Below are 18680 nucleotides of genomic sequence, written 5' to 3' on the forward strand. Positions count from 1 at the left end.
TGAGATTTCCCAGTATGTAAGACCCCTTGTAGACGACGAGGTTGATAGGTTCGAGGTGGAAGTGCGGTAACGTATGCAGCTGACGAATACTAATCGGTCGAGGGCTTAACCAAAATTCCTAAGGATTTAACTTTACGTGAAGTTTCGTATCTAGTTTTCAAGGCGCAAACAAACGCTTTGACTGTTTGGTGATGATGGCGGAGGGGACCCACACGTTCCCATCTCGAACACGACCGTTAAGCCCTCCAGCGTCGATGGTACTTGAACCGCAGGGTTCTGGGAGAGTAGAACGTTGCCAAGCAACATAGGGATCTTTTGGTGGAGCCAAAAGTCTCTCAGCTCTGTAAGAGTCTTTCTGGATTTTTTCCAGAAAGACTCTTTTTTTTGCATCTGTAAATGTTGCTTTTTTAACCATACTAATCCTACGAGGAGGGATGACGATGAGGACAACAAGCAGCATGAGATGGATCAACAGGGTGTGTCTTTGTTCGTTAGTAACGTTGATGATGAATGGTTGCTCAACCAAAATCGATGAAGTGAAGGAGGAGACCAATCCACTTCACTCCTTAAGTCAAGTAGGAAGCATGGAGCCTGTGCCCAAACAGGAGCCGAAGAAGATGCCAGTCGTTGCGGCAACTCCTTCTTTTCAAAAGCCTGCCAAACCGATCGTGAAAGGTATTTACGTTTCCGCATGGTCCTCCGTAGGCAACAAATTTGAGCAATTAATTGAGCTGGTAGAACGTACGGATTTAAACGCGATGGTGATTGATGTCAAGAACGATTCCGGTCAGGTGACCTATCCCTCAACAGTTCCTTTGGTCAATGAGATCGGGGCGAATAGCCACGTCATTATACAAGATATAAAAACGAAGCTGCAGAGATTGAAGCAGAAGAAAATTTATACAATTGCAAGGCTTGTCGTGTTTAAGGATCCTTATTTAAGTAAGAAGAAGAGTACGTACGCTATGAAAAACAAAGACGGAAGTGTCTGGAAGGATGCGAAAGGAATTGCTTGGGTAGATCCTTTTAAACCAGAGGTATGGGACTATAATATTCAAATCGCGAAGGAAGTAGCTGCTCTGGGTTTCGATGAGATCCAATTTGATTATGTGAGGTTCCCAGAGAACGGGCAGAAGGTTGATCGGGAGGTCCAATTCGATAACCCGCAGAAGCTAAGTAAGGCGCAGGATATAGCAACTTTTCTGCATAAAGCGAAGGAACAGATTGGTGATAAGGCGTATATTTCCGCTGATGTGTTTGGTTTAACAACGTCCTTGCCTAATGATATGGGCATTGGACAGGACTGGGCGATGATCAGCAAAGAGGTTCATTTTATTTCTCCGATGCTATATCCGTCACACTACACGACTGGGATTTATGGGGTGAAACATCCGGATTTGCAGCCATACGCGATCATCCATCAAGCTATTAACGACGCCAATTGGAAAAATCGTCAGTTAGCCCAATCGAGTGGTCAGATCGCTCAGATCAGGCCTTGGTATCAGGATTTTACAGCCACATGGGTGAAGCCGCATAAGAAGTATGGCACTCTCGATGTAAAGGAGCAGATTAAGGCGGCTAGGGAGCAAGGGGTTGAGCAGTTCTTGCTATGGAATCCAAGCAGCACTTACTCCTATCGTTAACGGAATTGACTTATTCAAGGCATGGTTGGAGCTGCTGGATCGTCCTTTTCCTTGACACCAAAAATAGGCTTTTGTTAAGATTGCAATCATATACGAAAGAATGAGCTGAAGCTTTCTTCAGATAGAGGGCTTTAAGGAGGACATGGTACGCTGTGAGAGAAGACAAGTTTGGCAAAGAGGGCTTAACTTTTGATGATGTATTGTTGGTGCCAAGAAAGTCTGAAGTGTTCGGTAAGGAGATCGACGTTTCAACTGTGCTTGCGCCAGGCGTGAAATTAAATATTCCGTTCATCAGCTCCGCTATGGATACAGTGACGGAATCAGCATTAGCGATTGCAATGGCCCGAGAAGGCGGTATTGGAATTATTCATAAAAATATGTCCATTGAGCTTCAAGCTGAGCATGTTGACCGTGTTAAAAGGTCAGAAAGCGGCGTTATCACCAACCCGTTCTCATTAACGCCTGAGCATCATGTCTATGATGCCGAAGAGTTAATGGCGAAATACCGTATTTCAGGTGTTCCGATTGTGAATGCGGATAACCGTTTGGTCGGTATTTTGACGAACCGTGACTTGCGCTTTGTGCATGACTATTCTATTAAAATCAAAGAAGTGATGACGCAGGAAGGGCTTGTGACAGCGCCAGTTGGAACGACGCTACAGCAAGCTGAGGGCATCCTTCAGAAGCATAAGATTGAAAAGTTGCCTTTAGTAGATGAGAATTTTGGTCTAAAAGGGTTAATTACGATTAAAGATATCGAGAAGGCGATTCAATTCCCTAACTCGGCGAAGGATGCACAAGGACGCTTACTTGTAGGCGCAGCTGTTGGTGTATCCAAAGATGTGCTGGAGAGAGCCGCAGCGCTTGTTACAGCTGGTATTGATGTGATCGTCGTGGATTCTGCGCATGGACATCACATTAATATCGCAGAGACTGTGAAGAAGCTCAGAGCCCAATATCCAGAACTGCCGATTATCGCAGGAAACGTGGCGACAGGCGATGGTACGCGTGATTTGATCAAAGCAGGAGCTTCTATGGTGAAAGTAGGGATCGGTCCTGGATCGATCTGTACAACTCGTATTATTGCAGGGATTGGTGTTCCGCAAATTACAGCGATTTATGATTGTGCGCAAGCAGCTGCCGAGTTTGGCGTTCCGGTTATCGCAGATGGCGGTATCAAGTACTCCGGTGATGTGGTTAAAGCGATTGCCGCGGGCGCTAGCGCAGTTATGATCGGTAGTCTTTTTGCGGGGACGGAAGAGAGTCCGGGTGAGTCTGAGATTTTCCAAGGACGGAAGTTCAAGGTGTATCGTGGAATGGGCTCCTTAGGCGCTATGAAGGAAGGCAGCAAGGATCGTTACTTCCAAGAGAACGAGAGCAAGCTTGTTCCGGAAGGTATTGAGGGTCGTGTTGCTTATAAAGGACCTATGGCAGACACGGTGTATCAACTGGTGGGCGGACTTCGTTCCGGCATGGGGTATTGCGGCGCGCGCAACATTCATGAACTTATTCATGATACGCAATTCGTTCGTATAACCGGTGCAGGATTGAAAGAAAGCCATCCGCATGATATTCAAATTACGAAAGAAGCACCGAACTACTCGATGTAATAGTCACAATATGGATGAAATTGGAGGCGTGGGAGTTGAACCCACGTTTTCTTTTTTTTGTCTAATACAGTGTGTTACAATATAACGTGTCATATCGGTTATCCAAACATCATTTAGGGAGAGTGAAATTGTGAGATTTTTACGTTTTACAAAGAAAAAGGTTGCTTTGGTGTTAGGTGTTAGCTTAATTGCTCAATCCTTACTTTTACATATACAGCCAACCTATGCGGCATCGCCTTCTCCTTCAGCAACTCCAAAACCCGCTGCGGTAACAACACCTGCGCCTAATGCAGGAACAACGCCCGCACCCGCACTGAATGAACCTCAAGTAGCTGCAAAATCTGCGATAATCATGGAAGCCAGCACAGGAGCAGTACTATATCAAATGAATGCGGATGAAGCTTTCCCTCCGGCAAGTATGGCGAAGATGATGACGGAGTATTTGGCGATGGAGAGCATCAAAGAGGGCAAATTTAAGTGGGACTCACCCGTGACAGCCAGTAAGAATGCGGCAGATGTCATTGGTTCTGGTCAGTTGATTGCCGAGAATGAAACGCTGACGTTCAAAGATATGTTCAATGCGATGTCCATTTATTCCGCGAATGATGCTTCTGTGGCTTTTGCTGAATTACTTGGGCAAACGGAAGAGAATTTTGCGAAAATGATGAATGACAAAGCGAAACAGCTTGGGATGTCAGATAAGGCACATTTTATTAGTGCGACAGGACTTTCACGTGCTGATCTTATCAATCCGCCAGCTTCCATAGAGGGTGAAACCAAGATGACCGCTCGCGATGCGGCGATTCTTGCTTATAATATTTTGAAGGATCATAAAGAAATTCTGGAGTTTACGAAAATTCCATCGTTGAAGCTAAGAGCAACGGACAAGGCTCCTATGATCAACTGGAACTGGATGCTTGAAGGGAATTCCACGAACACGAATTTTAAAAAGTATGCGTATACAGGTTTGGACGGTTTGAAAACGGGTTCTACGGATGATGCAGGGTACTGCTTCACAGGAACGGCTGAACGTAACGGCATGCGTATGATCACGGTTGTTATGGGCACCAAGACGGAACCAGAACGTTTCAATGAAACACGTAAGTTGCTGGACTATGGATTTAATAATTTTGAAATGAAACCGTTCTTGAATGCGAAACAACCGATAGATTCTTTGAAAAGTGTGAACATTAAGAAGGGTGTACAGTTGGAAGTACCTCTTGTTACGAAAACAGGTCTAACTTTTGTTGCTAGAAAAGGCGCGAAAGACACTGATTTCGTTGTAACGACGGAGTCGGTTGAAGAGAGCAAGCTAGTAGCTCCGATTGCCAAAGGCGACACACTTGGGAAAGTAAAAGTAAGCTATAATGGTCAAGAAAAAACGGTAGAACTAATTGCAGATGGGGATGTTCAAAAAGGTAGTTGGATCAGGTTGCTGTTCCGCTCCATAAAAAACTTCTTCAGCGATCTGTTCAAAGGGATTAAAGGCGGCTCTTAGGCCAGAAAATGGGTTGTATATTACCCCTCCTTCATGTAAAATTGTTGTTTAGAAGTTTATTATCGAATCGTGTAGGGAACTACACCGAAATTGCATAGAAGCTATAGGAGGAAATTAAGAATGGAAACAGGAACTTCCCGCGTTAAAACTGGTATGGCCGAAATGCAAAAAGGCGGCGTCATCATGGACGTTATGAACGCCGAGCAAGCTAAAATCGCAGAAGCAGCTGGCGCGTCCGCTGTAATGGCACTTGAGCGCGTACCTGCAGACATTCGTGCTGCTGGTGGCGTATCCCGTATGGCTGACCCAACAATTGTTGAAGATGTGATGAGAGTTGTATCCATTCCAGTCATGGCGAAAGCAAGAATTGGACACTTCGTTGAAGCGAAGGTTCTTGAATCCCTAGGCGTTGACTATATCGATGAGAGTGAAGTACTAACACCTGCGGATGAAGTATTCCACATCAACAAACGTGATTTCACAGTGCCTTTCGTATGTGGTTGCCGCGATCTTGGTGAAGCTTTGCGTCGTATTGGTGAAGGTGCATCCATGCTTCGTACCAAAGGTGAGCCAGGGACAGGTAACATCGTTGAAGCGGTTCGTCACATGCGTACGATTCAAGGTCAAATTCGTAAAGTTCAAAGCATGTCTTTGGACGAGTTGATGTTTGAAGCGAAAACGCTTGGCGCTCCTTATGAGCTTCTGTTGCAAATTCACCAAACAGGTAAATTGCCTGTTGTTAACTTCGCAGCTGGCGGCGTGGCTACACCTGCTGATGCAGCGCTTATGATGCACCTTGGTTCTGACGGTGTATTCGTTGGATCTGGTATTTTCAAATCCGACAGCCCAGAGAAGTTCGCGAAAGCGATCGTTGAAGCGGTAACGCACTACACAGACTACAAAATGATCGCCGAAATCTCCAAAAACCTGGGTACCCCTATGAAGGGAATCGAAATTTCCAAGCTCCAAGCTTCCGAGCGTATGCAGGAGCGCGGCTGGTAATGACGAAGATTGGGGTTCTCGCGCTGCAAGGCGCGGTAGCGGAGCATATTCGTGGGATTGAAAAGGCGGGTGCGGAAGGTGTCGTTGTGAAACGCACCGAGCAGCTCGCTGAGCTTGATGGCATGATCCTCCCTGGCGGAGAAAGTACGACGATCGGTAAGCTCATGCGTACGTATGACTTCATCGATGCGCTGCGTGAGTTCTCTGCTGCAGGCAAGCCGATTTTCGGCACCTGTGCAGGGTTGATCGTCATCGCGAAAGAGATCACCGGACAACCGGAAGCTCATCTTGAGCTGATGGATATTACGGTGGCTCGCAACGCGTTCGGTCGTCAACGCGAAAGCTTTGAGACGGACTTGCCGATCAAAGGCATTGACGAGAACGTTCGCGCGGTGTTCATTCGGGCCCCGCTTATCGAAAAGGTGGGACCGGATGTGGATGTATTGGCTACGTATGACGGCCAGATCGTTGCCGCGCGGCAAGGGCATCTCCTTGCGGCGTCGTTTCACCCAGAGCTGACGGATGATTTCCGTCTGCACAGTTATTTCTTAGACATGGTAAAGCAAAGCCAACAAGCCTAATAAAACGGTTCAAGCACCTTGAGTTAACCGGGATTGCCGGTATGGGTGCTTGCTTCCATATATAAACCCATTTTGCGCTAACGGAGGAATCTCCTTGTTTGATGTAAAGTTACTTCGAAGTGATTTAGCAGCTGTACAAGCTGCCATGCAAAACCGCGGCAAGCAGATCGAGGAGCTTAATGGTTTCACAGCTTTAGACGTGAAGCGCAGAGAGCTACTGCAAGAAACCGAGCAGCTGAAGAACCGCCGTAACACGGTGTCCCAGGAAGTAGCGGGTCGTAAAAGAGCTGGCGAGAATGCGGACGAGCTGATTCAAGAAATGAAAGTGGTCGGTGACCGCATTAAAGAGCTCGATGACGAGATTCGTGTCTTGGACGAGTCTTTACAACAGGTCTTGCTCTCCATCCCGAATATGCCCCATGCAAGCGTTCCTGTGGGCCGTACAGAGGAAGAGAACGTGGAGGTTCGCCGCATCGGTGAGATTCCCTCCTTCGATTTCGAAGTGAAGCCGCATTGGGAAGTGGCACAGGAGCTAGGCATCTTGGATTTCGAAGCAGCGGCGAAGGTAACGGGATCGCGTTTCGTATTCTATAAAGGACTTGGCGCGCGTTTGGAGCGTGCATTGATTAACTTCATGATGGACCTGCACAGCGAAGAGCATGGTTATGAAGAAATGCTGCCTCCTTATATCGTAAACCGTGACAGTCTGACGGGTACGGGACAACTTCCGAAGTTTGAGGAAGATGTGTTCAAGCTGGAGAATTCGGACTATTTCCTAATTCCAACAGCGGAAGTACCGGTAACGAATTACCACCGTGAAGATATTCTAACGAATGAACAGCTGCCAGTTAACTTCGTGGCGTTCAGTGCTTGTTTCCGTTCGGAAGCAGGATCCGCTGGTCGTGATACACGGGGCTTAATCAGACAGCATCAATTCAACAAAATTGAGCTTGTAAAGCTTGTGAAGCCCGAAGACTCCTACGAGGAGTTGGAGAAGCTTACAGGGCATGCTGAGCGCGTCCTACAGCTATTGAGGCTGCCTTATCGTGTGCTGTCACTCTGCACAGGTGATATTGGCTTCACATCCGCGAAGACGTACGATCTAGAAGTATGGCTGCCTAACAGCGGCGCCTACCGCGAAATCTCAAGCTGCTCGAACTTCGAAGACTTCCAAGCCCGCAGAGCGAACATTCGCTTCCGCCGGGATGCGAAGGCGAAGCCAGAATTCGTGCATACGCTGAATGGATCAGGCTTAGCGTTGGGCCGAACCGTGGCTGCGATTCTTGAAAATTACCAGCAAGCCGATGGTTCGATCGTCGTTCCAGACGTGCTTGTTCCGTACATGAACAACGTGAAAGTGATCACGAAAAAATAAGCACTTGCATCATGTTATGATTATGTGCTACAATGCTTTTTGTCACTGCACAAGGTCGTCTCTCTAATCAGAGACGCCTATCGTGGAGAGGTGGTCGAGTGGTTTAAGGCAGCGGTCTTGAAAACCGCCGAGGTCGCAAGGTCTCCGTGGGTTCGAATCCCACCCTCTCCGTAGCCAAGGTAATACCCAACCAAAAAGTCATGCGATTCTAGAAATCGTGTGGCTTTTTTTGTTGTTGTTTTTAGGAGGGAAAGTTTTTGGCCCCTTTACAAAATCAACATCGTAATGCGATTGTAGCTTATTGTATTGCAGACATGGATGAGCTCGTAAAAGTCACGAACAGTACTACGATTCGGCTACGGGTACGTTCACATTAAAGCTGGCGCATGGCAGGTGTGAACCTGGGCGCCTACAAACAGTCCAGCTACCGCGATGTGAAGACAGATAAGCTTATAAGCCCAGTCTGTGTAATGATAGCTGAGAATGGCCTTACAAGCGGTGTAAGCGAGGGTGTGTTTGCACCTGCTGCACATATCGTATGCTGGATATGCTCTGCAGCTCAGTGTGAAATGAGCAATCGCAATTAGCACTTACCCCTGGGCACGAATTCGATTCGTGCTGGGGAGTAGGTGTTTTTTTACATGGATAAAACACGGGCGGCTTCCGCATTTTAATCATGTGGAGGTGTTACCTATGAGCAAATCAGATAAGCCTAGCGTGGATCAAGCTGAACTCGTGAAAGAATGGATGAACGTCATGCCCACTGTGTTGCAACCCGCCGATACGACAAGGGTATGGGCAGATGAGGGCGATGCGGATGCCATCCGTGTACACATTATGACGGCGGGACATACCGGCTATTCATTTGATTTTAAAGTGACGTATGTGGACGCCAGAGAAGTGAAGGTTGAGCTAACCGATGTACAGCAAGGAACCACGCATATTGACGAACGCGGCGACGTCGTGCAGTCATTAATCGATGATTATGTGCGTCATATTCATGAGTGTGCGCAGGCTTTGCAGAAGGTTACCAACGCGTAAGTAAGAAGGAGGACACCGTGATGACGAAGCAAAAGAGTCCGGATAAAAATTTGCAAAACGCGGCCAAGGATTTGGAAACGAATGCGGTAAACAGCCATAATGCGCAGCAAATTCAGCAAAAGGTCAATGACCATCGGCATCAAGATGCGCTTAATCACCAAGGCACCTAACTTGTAAAAGGAGGATGGGGATATATGTCTAAACCGAAATCATATTCAGCAGGCGACAATCTTGTGAACAATGGCAATGTCAAAAACCGAAATAATCCGGGCGGTAATCAGGAGCCCTTATCTGGTTCTAAGAAAGTGAAGAATCAGAATCATCACGGCGGACATGCTGCAGAAGGCCATGGACACGGCGGATAAAGGGCATCGAAATTTTTTTTAATAAGTATGATTAAAAAACTGTAAACGGGTCATACTATATTTGTCGGCAAGCAGAGAGGTGTGGTTCCGTTGGAGCAATTAGCGAAAGCGAAACATCCATTGCAAAGAGGACTTTTCTACCTGTTATAATCAGGCTGGAGGGCGATGTGCTAAAGACACTTACCGTGTTTTATACGCAGATTTAACTTAGGTTTACGTGTAACTGGTTCAAAGAAATATCATCAATGCCGACGAAAAAAGAACCCTTAGGGGTTCTTTTTTTCTATGTCTATTAAGTTGTCTGGCGTGGGCGTGGGATAGGTAGCTGGAAAAGCGGGTTTAAGCGGCTGCTTACGATACATTAACAATCGAATGCCGCCCCCTATCAGGAGAAGAGCTACAATCAGCGTTTGACTGAAATTGTTGATCAAATACATATAATTCCGCGATGCGGGTAGAAATTGATACAGGAATTGTACGAATACATCACTGAAGATATAATAAGCCCCTAGTACGATCAAAATAACCCCAATAGTACGTTGGTAGGCTGTCCAGTTTTCGACGAGAGGCTTGTCGGTCAGAGTGCCATTTTCGTACTTAGAAATGTTCTGCAGGGCATCGAAAAAGCTAAAGAACCACAGGATCGGGATCAGAAAAAAGAACAGAGAGAGCCGCAGCACATCCAGCACATAAACAGAGAATAGGAACACAGCCATTAACTGGATACCGCGTTTGGTCATGGATAAGTACAGGTGCGCCGCGCCAGGGAAAATGGCGATAATCGTGGCTAGCGTCCGATTTTTGCGTCCATGCTCGTCGCGTTGAAAATCCTCGAACATACTGCGATCCACGAGCTCGAGCCCGGCTTGCTTGCGATCCAGCTGTTTCAGCGCATCGAACATCGTGTAAAACCAGAGCACTGGCAACGCCAGCAGGAAAACGATAAAGCCATCGTTATGGGTCAATATGGTGATGAAGAACACGAGAATAGCGATCCCGAAGAAGGAGACCATCGCCGTAAGGCCTCTTTGCATAAGTCCAAGCCGGTAATGGCCAACGCCAGGAATGAAGGAGAGCATGAGAACTTTGGATCTTTCTTGTTTTTCCGCTAGCTGAGCGTAATAGGAAGCGGCATCCCAAGACGGCATCCCCTGATCTGGTGGATAAGGCCCATAATAGGCTGGATTCGGTTGATGATGGGCTGCTGGAGTAGGTACTGGGGAACGCAATAAATAGATAACCATATCCACCATATTCGCAATCCACGTGAAGGCAATAGGGACGAGAAGGATGGCAAACTCGTCACCATCATGTGAAGCTATACCTAAAAAGAGTAAGAAACAGAGTCCGAAGAACACGAAGCCGTATAGAAAGCCCCGGCCCTTACGGTTCATGTACAAATGACCCGCTCCGGGTATGAAGGACAGTAGGAATGCAGCAAGACTGCTTTTGTTAGACATCAAGGTTGAAGACCTCCCTCTTTGTGTTCATTTTGTAAGGTGTCTAGCCACGTAAGGGTTTTATTCACGATGTGATCGGAAATTGGAACTTGGGCTTCAAGGGAGGATGGCGCTTCCAGAGGAGGAGCGGGCTTGAAGGCACCAAAGGTTCCTAATTCCTGCGATATGCCATGGAAAAAGCCTGTTGCTACAAGTACAAGCGTCGCGGCAGCGGCGACCCCATAGTGGAACATCGTCGAGCGGTACCAAGCAGGCTTCGTACCTATCGTTCGGGATATAATGCCTTTCATGTAAGACTCTGTGTCCTCGACGTCTACGGTCGGTAGTGTTGCTGATCCCTCTATGCAGGTCATGTAGATTGCCAGACAGGCATCACAGCGGTATAAATGATGTTCCATCTCGTCCCATACTTCTGACGACAAATGTTCCTCGATATACTGCATCCATTCGTGCTGGTTATAGTGTTGAATGTTCATCGAAACTCCTCCTCCTTCCAGTGATTTCTCACCCATTGCTTGGCCCTGTACAGCTTAGATTCCACGGTTTTAATGGTAACACCTTGGGCATTCGCGATATCTTGATAAGATTGATGATGAATATAATAGGCCAGTAATACATCCTGGTAGTTCGTCGGGATTTGGTCGAGCCTCTGACGTACGAATTCTGTTGTTTCTTTGATCAAAACCTCATGCTCCACAGCGTGCTCCGGATGAGGGGGACCCGTGGACGAGATAGCCTTCTCCAGCTCGGCGACGATGTCTTCCTTACGGCGACTGGACGCGCGTTTGAAATCAATAGCTCGATTCACTGCGATCCGGGTCATCCAGGTTTTCAGGCCTTTCCGTTCATACTGAGGGAGAGAAAAGTAGATGCGGGTCCAAACCTCTTGGGACAAGTCCTCGGCATCCTTCTGATGACGAACAATCGTAAAGATCGTCTGCAAAATATACGGACGATACCTTGTAATCAGCTCACGGAATGCCGATTCATCGCCTTTCAATATGCGATCAATTAGTGTGTGCTCCTCAATATGCTTCTCCTCCTCTCCGCATGAATAGACGAAGCTTCCAATCATTACCCCTGCACTTGTACGAAAAAAAGAGCGAATCGAGAGATTCGCTCCCATTATTGCGCAATTGTAGATTTGTTAGCCGCCAATGGCTGTTTCCTAACCGAGCTTTGAACGAACAGATAAGAGAGTAGTGCACTGAAGGCTCCGAGTACGCCGAGTACAATAAAACCTTGATTAAGCGAGAAATAGTCACCAATGATGCCCATAAGGACAGGTCCAATGAACATACCGAGCCCATAGATCGCTTGGAAAAAGCCCATCGCCGTCGCCCGCTTATCCGCAGGCATATGCTTGATGCTCATCCCCATGAGCAGCGTGAACGAAAGCCCTCGTCCAAAGCCGGCAAACGCTTGTGTGATCATGAGGAGCCAGAGATGATGCGTGAACGGAACCGTAAACGTGAAAATGCCCATAAGTAGAAAGCCAACTACAACCATGCGTTTCTCTCCGTACCGGATCGACCAACGTCGTCCACCGAACAAGGAGGCAAGCGCTACAGGGACGTTAGCGAATAAAGAGAGCAGGGAGAGCGAGAATTTATCCGCGCCAAGCTGCGTGGCATAAACAGGTGTGAACCCAAACACCGTAGCGAAGATGAGCACTTGAGACAGAATAGCGAGCAGTGAAACGAATAGCAGCGTGCGATCTGTCGCCACGTCACCGATCCCGCGAAGGGTGATTTTGGGCGCGTCTTTTTCTACCTTTTCGATAAGGAAAAAGGAACCGACCATGCCGAGCAGGCCCAGCACCGCACCTAGAATGAACACGGATTCCCACCCTAGCTGGTCTGCTGCCCATCCCGCACTAAGTATGCCGAGCACCTGACCAAGTGAGTTGAAAAAGGAGATCGTTCCGATCGCTTTGGTAGACTCCTCGTGCTTGTAGTAGCTCGTGAATAGCACTGTAAAATCAACCCAAGTCGCTGCGGCTGCCCCTGCAAGAGCTCGGAGGATTAAGATCCACGTAAAATCGTGCGTGAACCACAGCCCCAGCCCTGTAATGGCGGTGAAGAGAAGGCCGAAGGTGATGAACAGTCTTCTTTTATGAAATCGATCCGACATAATGCCTACGGGTATGCGCAGCAGCATCTGTGAGATGCCGTACATGCCGACAATCCAGCCAGCCAGCTGATGGCTTCCCCCGAGGAACTCCACGTAAGGCGCCATGATCGGAACGCTAGTGTACATCGACATCCAGAAGAGCATCGTGACCACACAGAAGAGCGGGATACGATAGGATGGAATAGAGCGAGTTGTCATCGGAGTGAGGACTCCTTTCGATTGTGAGTACATAACAAAGAAAGGGATTGCCAACCTGAGTTGTAATCCCTTTGTACGTATGTATGTCTAAAAAACTATACGCGCCCGATACGATTCGAACGTACGACCTACAGTTTAGGAAACTGTGTGACTGATAGATAACCATAATAAACATTTAAACCCTTGCCACTCCAACAGTTTCTTGGAATCAATGGCGCACTTAATATCATAATGTATCTCAGTCTAAAAATACAATGGCTTTTTTGTACATTGATGAACAACGTTTGGTTGATTATCGTGTTTAGTATGTTATATACTACAGCTCAGGGTCGGACGATAAGTTCCAAACTTGTCGTATGCATATAGAGAGATTAAAGGGGGAAATAAAAAAATGAAACCGCTTAAAACTGTATTTAGCAAGACAATTGTTCTAAGTATGACAACGGCTATCATCCTATCTGGTTGCGGTGTAACAGCCGACACGCCATCCGCTACTACGAGTGTAGCGCCTGCTGCAACAGTGGCAGCAAAACAAGTTACATTGAAGTTTATTACGGTGGGTCCAGGTAAGCAAGCGGATTCACAAGAGGTTTATGATGAGTTTAACAAGAAATTGGCAACATTTCTGCCAAACACGAAGGTAGAATTCGTACCCTTTACTAGCGTACAATACCCTGAAAAGTGGAAGTTAATGGCCGCTGCATCCGAGGAAATTGACATCGCATGGACAGGATATGCGTTGGATTATCCAGCTGAGGTCAACAAAGGTTCTTATATTGAATTGGATGCCCTCGTTGATAAATATGCGCCAGAAATTAAGAAAGAGCTTCCTGCCTGGGTACTAGACCGCGCCCGTGTTAATGGCAAATTATATGCCATTCCAAATTATTCACAAGCCGTAGATAACCGTCCAGCATTGCGTGTACCGAAAGAGTTTGTCGAAAAAGGATACATCGATCCGAAAGTAGCACAAGAAACTTTCTTTAAAACGGGTCCTGTCTCCAAGGAATCTCTCGCTGTCATCGAAGGTTACCTAGAGAAATTGAAACAGAACAATCAATTACGCAAAGGGTTTAGCCCAGCTGTACTTACGAGTATGCAGCATCACAATATCATTACACCATCTTTCAAATTAGTAGGCGATTTGAAAGATCCGAAGAGCCTAAAGGTAATCAATTTGTATGACACACCTGATGAGCAACGTTATATCAAAACAATGACGGATTGGTTTGCCAAAGGATATATCCGTAAAGATATGTTGAGCTTGCAAAATCAGCGACAAGATGAAGGTAAGCCAGATGGAAACGTCGCTTGGTTCCATACGATGGTTGGCAGTATCGAAGATGTTTCGAAATCAGAGTCAACAAGATATGGTTTCCCAATTCAGGTTATTCCAATGGAAGAGAAGTATACCATCTCCAATTTGTCTGATGGCACAAACCTTGCTATTACAAGAACATCTAAAAACCCTGAGCGTGCTATGCAGCTTATTAATTTGTTAGATACTGCTAAAGGGAAAGATCTATATAACCTTTTGGTATGGGGTATTGAAGGCAAACATTACAAGAAAATTGGCGACAATAAAATCGAAACCATTGGTTACTCAGGTCAAGGAACAGCAGATGCAAAATATGGCGCATTTCCATGGAATCTTGGTAATGTAGCTAACAGTTTCGAAACACAAGCTAATCCAGCTAATTACACGAAAATTTGGCAAGACGCGAATGCCAGTGCTACAGTTTCACCATTACTTGGTTATAAGCCTAATCTTGATCCAATTAAAATAGAACTTGCACAGATTGCTGCGGTTGTTAAAGAATATGCTGGCACTGGAACTGTCATTGAAACAGGAGCAGTTACTGATTCTGAAAAAAAATATGCAGAATTCATTGATAAAATGAAAAAAGCAGGTTCAGACAAAGTAATCGCTGAACTTCAAAAACAAGTTGACGAGTTCTTGAAAACTAAGAAATAATTCGAAAAAGAGTCATGGCTTGTGTCATAACAAGCCATGACTCTTTTTCAATTTCACCATTTAAAAATTCTTGATAGATTTTTGACTGCGAACTGGTATCTCTTGACATAATTCGTTTTTTGCCTAGGAATGATGCTTTGGACATAGAAAAAACCCTCCAAGTTGGTTTGTCGCCAATGGAGGGTCTTAGTGTTTACATGGTTTAGCCTTAAAATATAAGGTATACGCGCCCGATACGATTCGAACGTACGACCTACAGTTTAGGAAACTGTTGCTCTATCCTGCTGAGCTACGGGCGCATAGTATCGTCATTCTAACACGAGATGTTTTGGAGGTGCAACCATTTTAGCCCATGGACATGAAGAAGGTTTCATTTGAGCAAGGAATGTACATAGTGAATAAAGAATAGTATAAACATTTACTACAATTCTTTATAAATCGATAGAAAGAAGGTGCCACGTGAAGAATCGTCCCGTCATTCAACTGCCCAGAACTAAAGCTGAAACAGTTCTTGATGTCATCTCTCTGTTAGTGATCGTAAGTATGATCGCTTATGTAGCTTACGAATGGCATGCCTTGCCAGAGCGAATTCCGATGCATTTTAACGGTAAAGGGGATATCGATGGTTGGGGGAATAAGATGAGTTTGATTGCCTTACCACTCATAGGTGTTATCGTCTATGTTGGCTTGACTCTCCTAAGCAAGATCCCTCATGTGTATAATTATCCGTCCCCAATTACGACCGAGAATGCCCATGGACAATACCAGAATGCTCGTTTATTTATCAACAGTTTAAAAGCGATGATTGTAATTCTGTTTGGCTTCATTGAATGGTCTGTTGTCCAAAGCGCTAAAAAGGGTATCGCTGATCTTAACGTATGGATCCTGGGCTTCCTGCTGCTGATGCTGTTTGGCACAATTATCTTCTTCATCGTACGTTCGATCCAGTTAAAGTAAGGAAGGTTTTACGCCTTCCCGCGCAATTTTCGAAAAAACTGCGTCAACATCGTGGAACACTCCTCTTGTAAAACGCCGCTTACCACATCGACCCGGTGATTGAACCGGTCCTCCTGCAGCAAGTTCATTAACGTCCCCGCACAGCCTGCCTTCGGATCTACCGTTCCGTAAATCACTTGAGGAATACGTGCTTGCACGATCGCACCTGCACACATCGGACAAGGCTCCAGCGTCACATAGAGCTGGCAGTCTAGAAGACGCCAAGCCTGTAAATGCTCACTTGCCTGCTTAATCGCAATCATCTCCGCATGCGCGAGAGGATCTAAGGTTGTTTCACGTAAATTATAACCGCGGCCAATAATTTGACCTTGATGGACGACGATGGCGCCGATCGGTACTTCACGGATTGCTTCGGCCTTCAGTGCCTCGCCGATCGCTTCTTTCATCCAGGGGATATGTTCATCCACAGGGGGACACCTCGCAATAATAGTCTATCCACATGTGTATAAACATCCGAACAAATATTCGTTGTTAACAAGCTGTGGATAACAATGTGGATAACTTGTAAACCTGTGGATATTCATTCCACTACACATTCATACAATAAAAACAGGGCTCATGCAAGGATTTTAGTTGAAAGAAATAACTAGGCTACGTATAATGGTGATAACAGTGGGTCTTTTAGACCATAAATGATGAACGACATAACATTCATAGCAAGGTTCGACAATGGCAAACTTGTTGAAAAGCAAGGACGCAAAGCTGAGGGTCTAAGGTTCTAATGAACTATGGCAGTCTGGTTACCGACAATCGATGCTTTTATTGATTAAGGTGATAGACTGTCCCTTTCTTGTGGGGCAGTCTATTTTGTGCGGAAACATACATGAACATCCATCAATAAAGGGCGAGGTGTAGGTGAGCATGGCGATGAAGCAGGATGCTTTGAAGCGATATGGTTGTAAAGAAGGATACGATGCGGAAGTATTGATCGATTGCCGGGCTGTTGTAGGGAAGGATGATTTCGTATCCACGGGTATTCTGACCTATGCCCAAGGGGACATTATGGAAATTGAACTACCGGAATATGATGTGTTCCAACTGGGTGACAAGGTGAAGATTACGATGTATACCAAATCAGGGCTATTCGTCGTGCATACGACCGTTGTCGCCAGAGAACCAGGTTCGCTCATTGTCATTAATCCACCTGAGAATCGCAGAAGATTCGCGGAGAAGCGGGAATTCCCAAGGGTCAATGTAAGAAGATTTGGTCAGATCCTCGAATTTCAGAATGCGAATCAAAAGGAGCCCCAACAGCTTGAAACCCCGATAGATATTTCAATTAAAAATATTTCGATGAATGGTATCGGTTTTACGATAGACGACAATGGCATGATTGATAAGATTCTACATATAAAATGTACACTTTACGTGCAATTAGAGTTGGGCTTCGATATGCCTTGTCAGTTGGAAATTATAAGGAAAGAAAAGCTAGAGGACACCTATTATTATGGTGCTAGCTTTGAAAGCGTTCCCGCTGAACAAAGCAATGCGCTGCGCGGTTTTATTTTGCGGAATCAGATCAAAACGTACTTCGTGCAAAAGCGGGATGACGAGTTCAAAATAGCAATGGAAAAAAAGTCTGCGGCGAATCGATAGCTTGCAGGCTTTTTTTTGCCCTCCAAGTACTATATAATAAGAAGGATGATTTTCGAAAATTAAGGAGTTGTAACGACAATGGCTTTGAAAGCAGGTATCGTCGGTCTACCGAACGTAGGAAAATCGACATTGTTTAATGCAATTACACAGGCGGGGGCAGAATCTGCGAATTATCCGTTCTGTACGATCGATCCGAATGTTGGGGTAGTTGAAGTACCAGACGAGAGATTGCAGAAGCTGGTGGAAATCGTTGTGCCTAAGAGTATCGTGCCGACGGCCTTCGAATTCGTTGACATTGCGGGTTTAGTTAAGGGTGCGAGCAAAGGCGAGGGCCTTGGAAATAAATTTCTAGCACACATCCGTGAAGTTGATGCGATTGTGCATGTTGTGCGTTGTTTTGAGGATGATAATATTACTCACGTTTCTGGGAAAGTTGATCCGATTGGCGACATCGAGACGATTAATCTTGAATTGATTTTGGCAGACATTGAGTCGGTTGATAAAAAGATCGAGCGTTCACGCAAAAACCTCAAAGGCGGCGACAAGAAGGTGGTTGCTGAGGTTGAGTGTTTGGAACGTATCAAAGAAGCCTTATATAACGATATGCCAGCACGCAGCTTGGATTTGACAGAAGATGAGCGCCTGCTAGTTCGCGATCTTCATTTGCTAACGATGAAGCCAGTGCTCTACGCGGCAAACGTGAGTGAAGATGAAGTTGCAACTGCGGACGACAATGCATACGTTAAAATTGTGAAGGCATTCGCTGAGAAAGAAAACAACGAAGTCGTTTCCATTAGCGCGAAGGTTGAATCCGAAATTGCTGAGCTGGAAGAAGAAGAAAAAGCGATGTTCCTGGAAGAGTTGGGACTTCAAGAGTCCGGCTTGAATAGATTGATCAAAGCAGCATATAGAAAACTAGGCTTGTACACGTATTTCACAGCTGGCGTGCAAGAAGTTAGAGCATGGACGATCCGTAAAGGAACGAAAGCTCCGCAAGCGGCAGGCGTGATTCATACGGATTTCGAACGTGGATTCATTCGTGCGGAAGTTGTGTCGTACAACGATTTGTCAGCTGCAGGATCGATGGCTGGTGCTAAGGAAAAAGGCCAAGTGCGTCTTGAAGGTAAAGAGTACGTGGTGAATGACGGCGACGTTATGCATTTCCGTTTCAATGTTTAATGATTTA

20 protein-coding genes, 3 tRNA genes, 2 rRNA genes and 1 riboswitch are annotated in these 18680 nt (G+C 46.0%); of the genes, 17 read left to right on the forward strand and 8 right to left on the reverse strand.

Annotated elements, in window-relative coordinates:
- From AC58PQ_RS16430 to AC58PQ_RS16490, 13 genes are all read left to right on the forward strand, one after another.
- A 23S ribosomal RNA gene (locus tag AC58PQ_RS16430) occupies nt 1-113 on the forward strand; the annotation flags it as partial.
- 71 nt (nt 114-184) lie between these two features.
- Nucleotides 185-301, forward strand: a 5S ribosomal RNA gene (gene rrf / locus AC58PQ_RS16435).
- Between the two features lie 139 nt (nt 302-440).
- The gene (locus AC58PQ_RS16440; protein ID WP_497243292.1) at nt 441-1643 is read left to right on the forward strand and encodes a putative glycoside hydrolase; all 1203 of its coding nucleotides are present in this window, start codon (nt 441-443) and stop codon (nt 1641-1643) included.
- Between the two features lie 152 nt (nt 1644-1795).
- Nucleotides 1796-3253, forward strand: a complete 1458-nt coding sequence (guaB, locus tag AC58PQ_RS16445; protein WP_497243294.1) for an IMP dehydrogenase — start codon at nt 1796-1798, stop codon at nt 3251-3253.
- A 130-nt stretch (nt 3254-3383) separates the two neighbouring features.
- Entirely contained in the window at nt 3384-4751 is a 1368-nt protein-coding gene (locus AC58PQ_RS16450) for a D-alanyl-D-alanine carboxypeptidase family protein (protein ID WP_497243296.1), read from the forward strand.
- A gap of 120 nt (nt 4752-4871) precedes the next feature.
- Nucleotides 4872-5753, forward strand: coding sequence for a pyridoxal 5'-phosphate synthase lyase subunit PdxS (gene pdxS, locus AC58PQ_RS16455; RefSeq protein ID WP_497243298.1), 882 nt, complete (start codon nt 4872-4874; stop codon nt 5751-5753).
- Nucleotides 5753-6334 carry a pyridoxal 5'-phosphate synthase glutaminase subunit PdxT gene (gene pdxT / locus AC58PQ_RS16460; RefSeq protein WP_497243300.1) on the forward strand — a complete coding sequence of 194 codons (582 nt, stop codon included), beginning with the start codon at nt 5753-5755 and terminating at the stop codon, nt 6332-6334. Before pdxS ends, pdxT begins: the two co-directional genes overlap by 1 nt.
- A 94-nt stretch (nt 6335-6428) precedes the next feature.
- Nucleotides 6429-7709, forward strand: a complete 1281-nt coding sequence (serS, locus tag AC58PQ_RS16465; protein ID WP_497243302.1) for a serine--tRNA ligase — start codon at nt 6429-6431, stop codon at nt 7707-7709.
- 84 nt (nt 7710-7793) lie between these two features.
- Nucleotides 7794-7880, forward strand: a tRNA-Ser gene (locus tag AC58PQ_RS16470).
- A gap of 215 nt (nt 7881-8095) precedes the next feature.
- Nucleotides 8096-8296: a hypothetical protein gene (locus tag AC58PQ_RS16475; protein WP_497243304.1), complete on the forward strand. Its 201-nt coding sequence runs from the start codon at nt 8096-8098 to the stop codon at nt 8294-8296.
- A gap of 106 nt (nt 8297-8402) precedes the next feature.
- On the forward strand, nt 8403-8750 hold the full coding sequence (locus AC58PQ_RS16480; RefSeq protein WP_497243306.1) for a hypothetical protein: 348 nt from the start codon (nt 8403-8405) through the stop codon (nt 8748-8750).
- A 20-nt stretch (nt 8751-8770) separates the two neighbouring features.
- Nucleotides 8771-8920 (forward strand): hypothetical protein, encoded by a 150-nt coding sequence (locus AC58PQ_RS16485; RefSeq protein ID WP_497243308.1) that lies wholly within the window; start codon nt 8771-8773, stop codon nt 8918-8920.
- A gap of 24 nt (nt 8921-8944) precedes the next feature.
- A complete protein-coding gene (locus tag AC58PQ_RS16490; protein ID WP_497243311.1) occupies nt 8945-9115 on the forward strand; it encodes a small acid-soluble spore protein P in 171 nt (56 codons plus the stop codon).
- 266 nt (nt 9116-9381) lie between these two features.
- Here AC58PQ_RS16490 and AC58PQ_RS16495 read toward each other — a convergent pair whose 3' ends face one another.
- From AC58PQ_RS16495 to AC58PQ_RS16515, 5 genes are all read right to left on the reverse strand, one after another.
- Nucleotides 9382-10575 carry a hypothetical protein gene (locus AC58PQ_RS16495; RefSeq protein WP_497243313.1) on the reverse strand — a complete coding sequence of 398 codons (1194 nt, stop codon included), beginning with the start codon at nt 10573-10575 and terminating at the stop codon, nt 9382-9384.
- Nucleotides 10575-11051 carry a hypothetical protein gene (locus tag AC58PQ_RS16500; protein ID WP_497243315.1) on the reverse strand — a complete coding sequence of 159 codons (477 nt, stop codon included), beginning with the start codon at nt 11049-11051 and terminating at the stop codon, nt 10575-10577. The genes AC58PQ_RS16495 and AC58PQ_RS16500 overlap by 1 nt, the downstream gene beginning before the upstream one ends.
- Entirely contained in the window at nt 11048-11650 is a 603-nt protein-coding gene (locus tag AC58PQ_RS16505) for an RNA polymerase sigma factor (protein WP_497243317.1), read from the reverse strand. The genes AC58PQ_RS16500 and AC58PQ_RS16505 overlap by 4 nt, the downstream gene beginning before the upstream one ends.
- Nucleotides 11651-11700: 50 nt before the next feature.
- The gene (locus tag AC58PQ_RS16510; protein ID WP_497243319.1) at nt 11701-12906 is read right to left on the reverse strand and encodes an MFS transporter; all 1206 of its coding nucleotides are present in this window, start codon (nt 12904-12906) and stop codon (nt 11701-11703) included.
- 100 nt (nt 12907-13006) lie between these two features.
- Nucleotides 13007-13124: transfer RNA gene (locus tag AC58PQ_RS16515), tRNA-Ser, on the reverse strand.
- Between the two features lie 173 nt (nt 13125-13297).
- On the opposite strand from AC58PQ_RS16515, the gene AC58PQ_RS16520 reads away from it, so the two are divergent.
- Nucleotides 13298-14881 carry an ABC transporter substrate-binding protein gene (locus AC58PQ_RS16520; protein WP_497243321.1) on the forward strand — a complete coding sequence of 528 codons (1584 nt, stop codon included), beginning with the start codon at nt 13298-13300 and terminating at the stop codon, nt 14879-14881.
- Here AC58PQ_RS16520 and AC58PQ_RS16525 read toward each other — a convergent pair.
- Entirely contained in the window at nt 14871-15026 is a 156-nt protein-coding gene (locus AC58PQ_RS16525; protein WP_497243323.1) for a hypothetical protein, read from the reverse strand. The two genes, AC58PQ_RS16520 and AC58PQ_RS16525, sit on opposite strands and share 11 nt — an antisense overlap.
- Before the next feature lie 80 nt (nt 15027-15106).
- Nucleotides 15107-15180: transfer RNA gene (locus tag AC58PQ_RS16530), tRNA-Arg, on the reverse strand.
- Nucleotides 15181-15340: 160 nt separating this feature from the next.
- On the opposite strand from AC58PQ_RS16530, the gene AC58PQ_RS16535 reads away from it, so the two are divergent.
- The gene (locus AC58PQ_RS16535) at nt 15341-15838 is read left to right on the forward strand and encodes a DUF1648 domain-containing protein (protein ID WP_497243325.1); all 498 of its coding nucleotides are present in this window, start codon (nt 15341-15343) and stop codon (nt 15836-15838) included.
- 8 nt (nt 15839-15846) lie between these two features.
- On the opposite strand, the gene tadA is transcribed toward AC58PQ_RS16535, so the two are convergent.
- Complete coding sequence (gene tadA, locus AC58PQ_RS16540) at nt 15847-16284, reverse strand: tRNA adenosine(34) deaminase TadA (protein ID WP_497243515.1); 438 nt, start codon at nt 16282-16284, stop codon at nt 15847-15849.
- 275 nt (nt 16285-16559) lie between these two features.
- Nucleotides 16560-16646, forward strand: a riboswitch (cyclic di-GMP riboswitch).
- 113 nt (nt 16647-16759) lie between these two features.
- Between tadA and AC58PQ_RS16545 the strand changes: the two genes are divergently transcribed.
- Together AC58PQ_RS16545 and ychF are read left to right on the forward strand one after the other, a co-directional pair.
- The gene (locus AC58PQ_RS16545; protein ID WP_497243327.1) at nt 16760-17494 is read left to right on the forward strand and encodes a PilZ domain-containing protein; all 735 of its coding nucleotides are present in this window, start codon (nt 16760-16762) and stop codon (nt 17492-17494) included.
- A 78-nt stretch (nt 17495-17572) separates the two neighbouring features.
- A complete protein-coding gene (ychF, locus tag AC58PQ_RS16550) occupies nt 17573-18673 on the forward strand; it encodes a redox-regulated ATPase YchF (protein WP_497243329.1) in 1101 nt (366 codons plus the stop codon).
- Nucleotides 18674-18680 lie beyond the last annotated feature (7 nt).

Source organism: Paenibacillus sp. J22P143 (assembly GCF_059692035.1).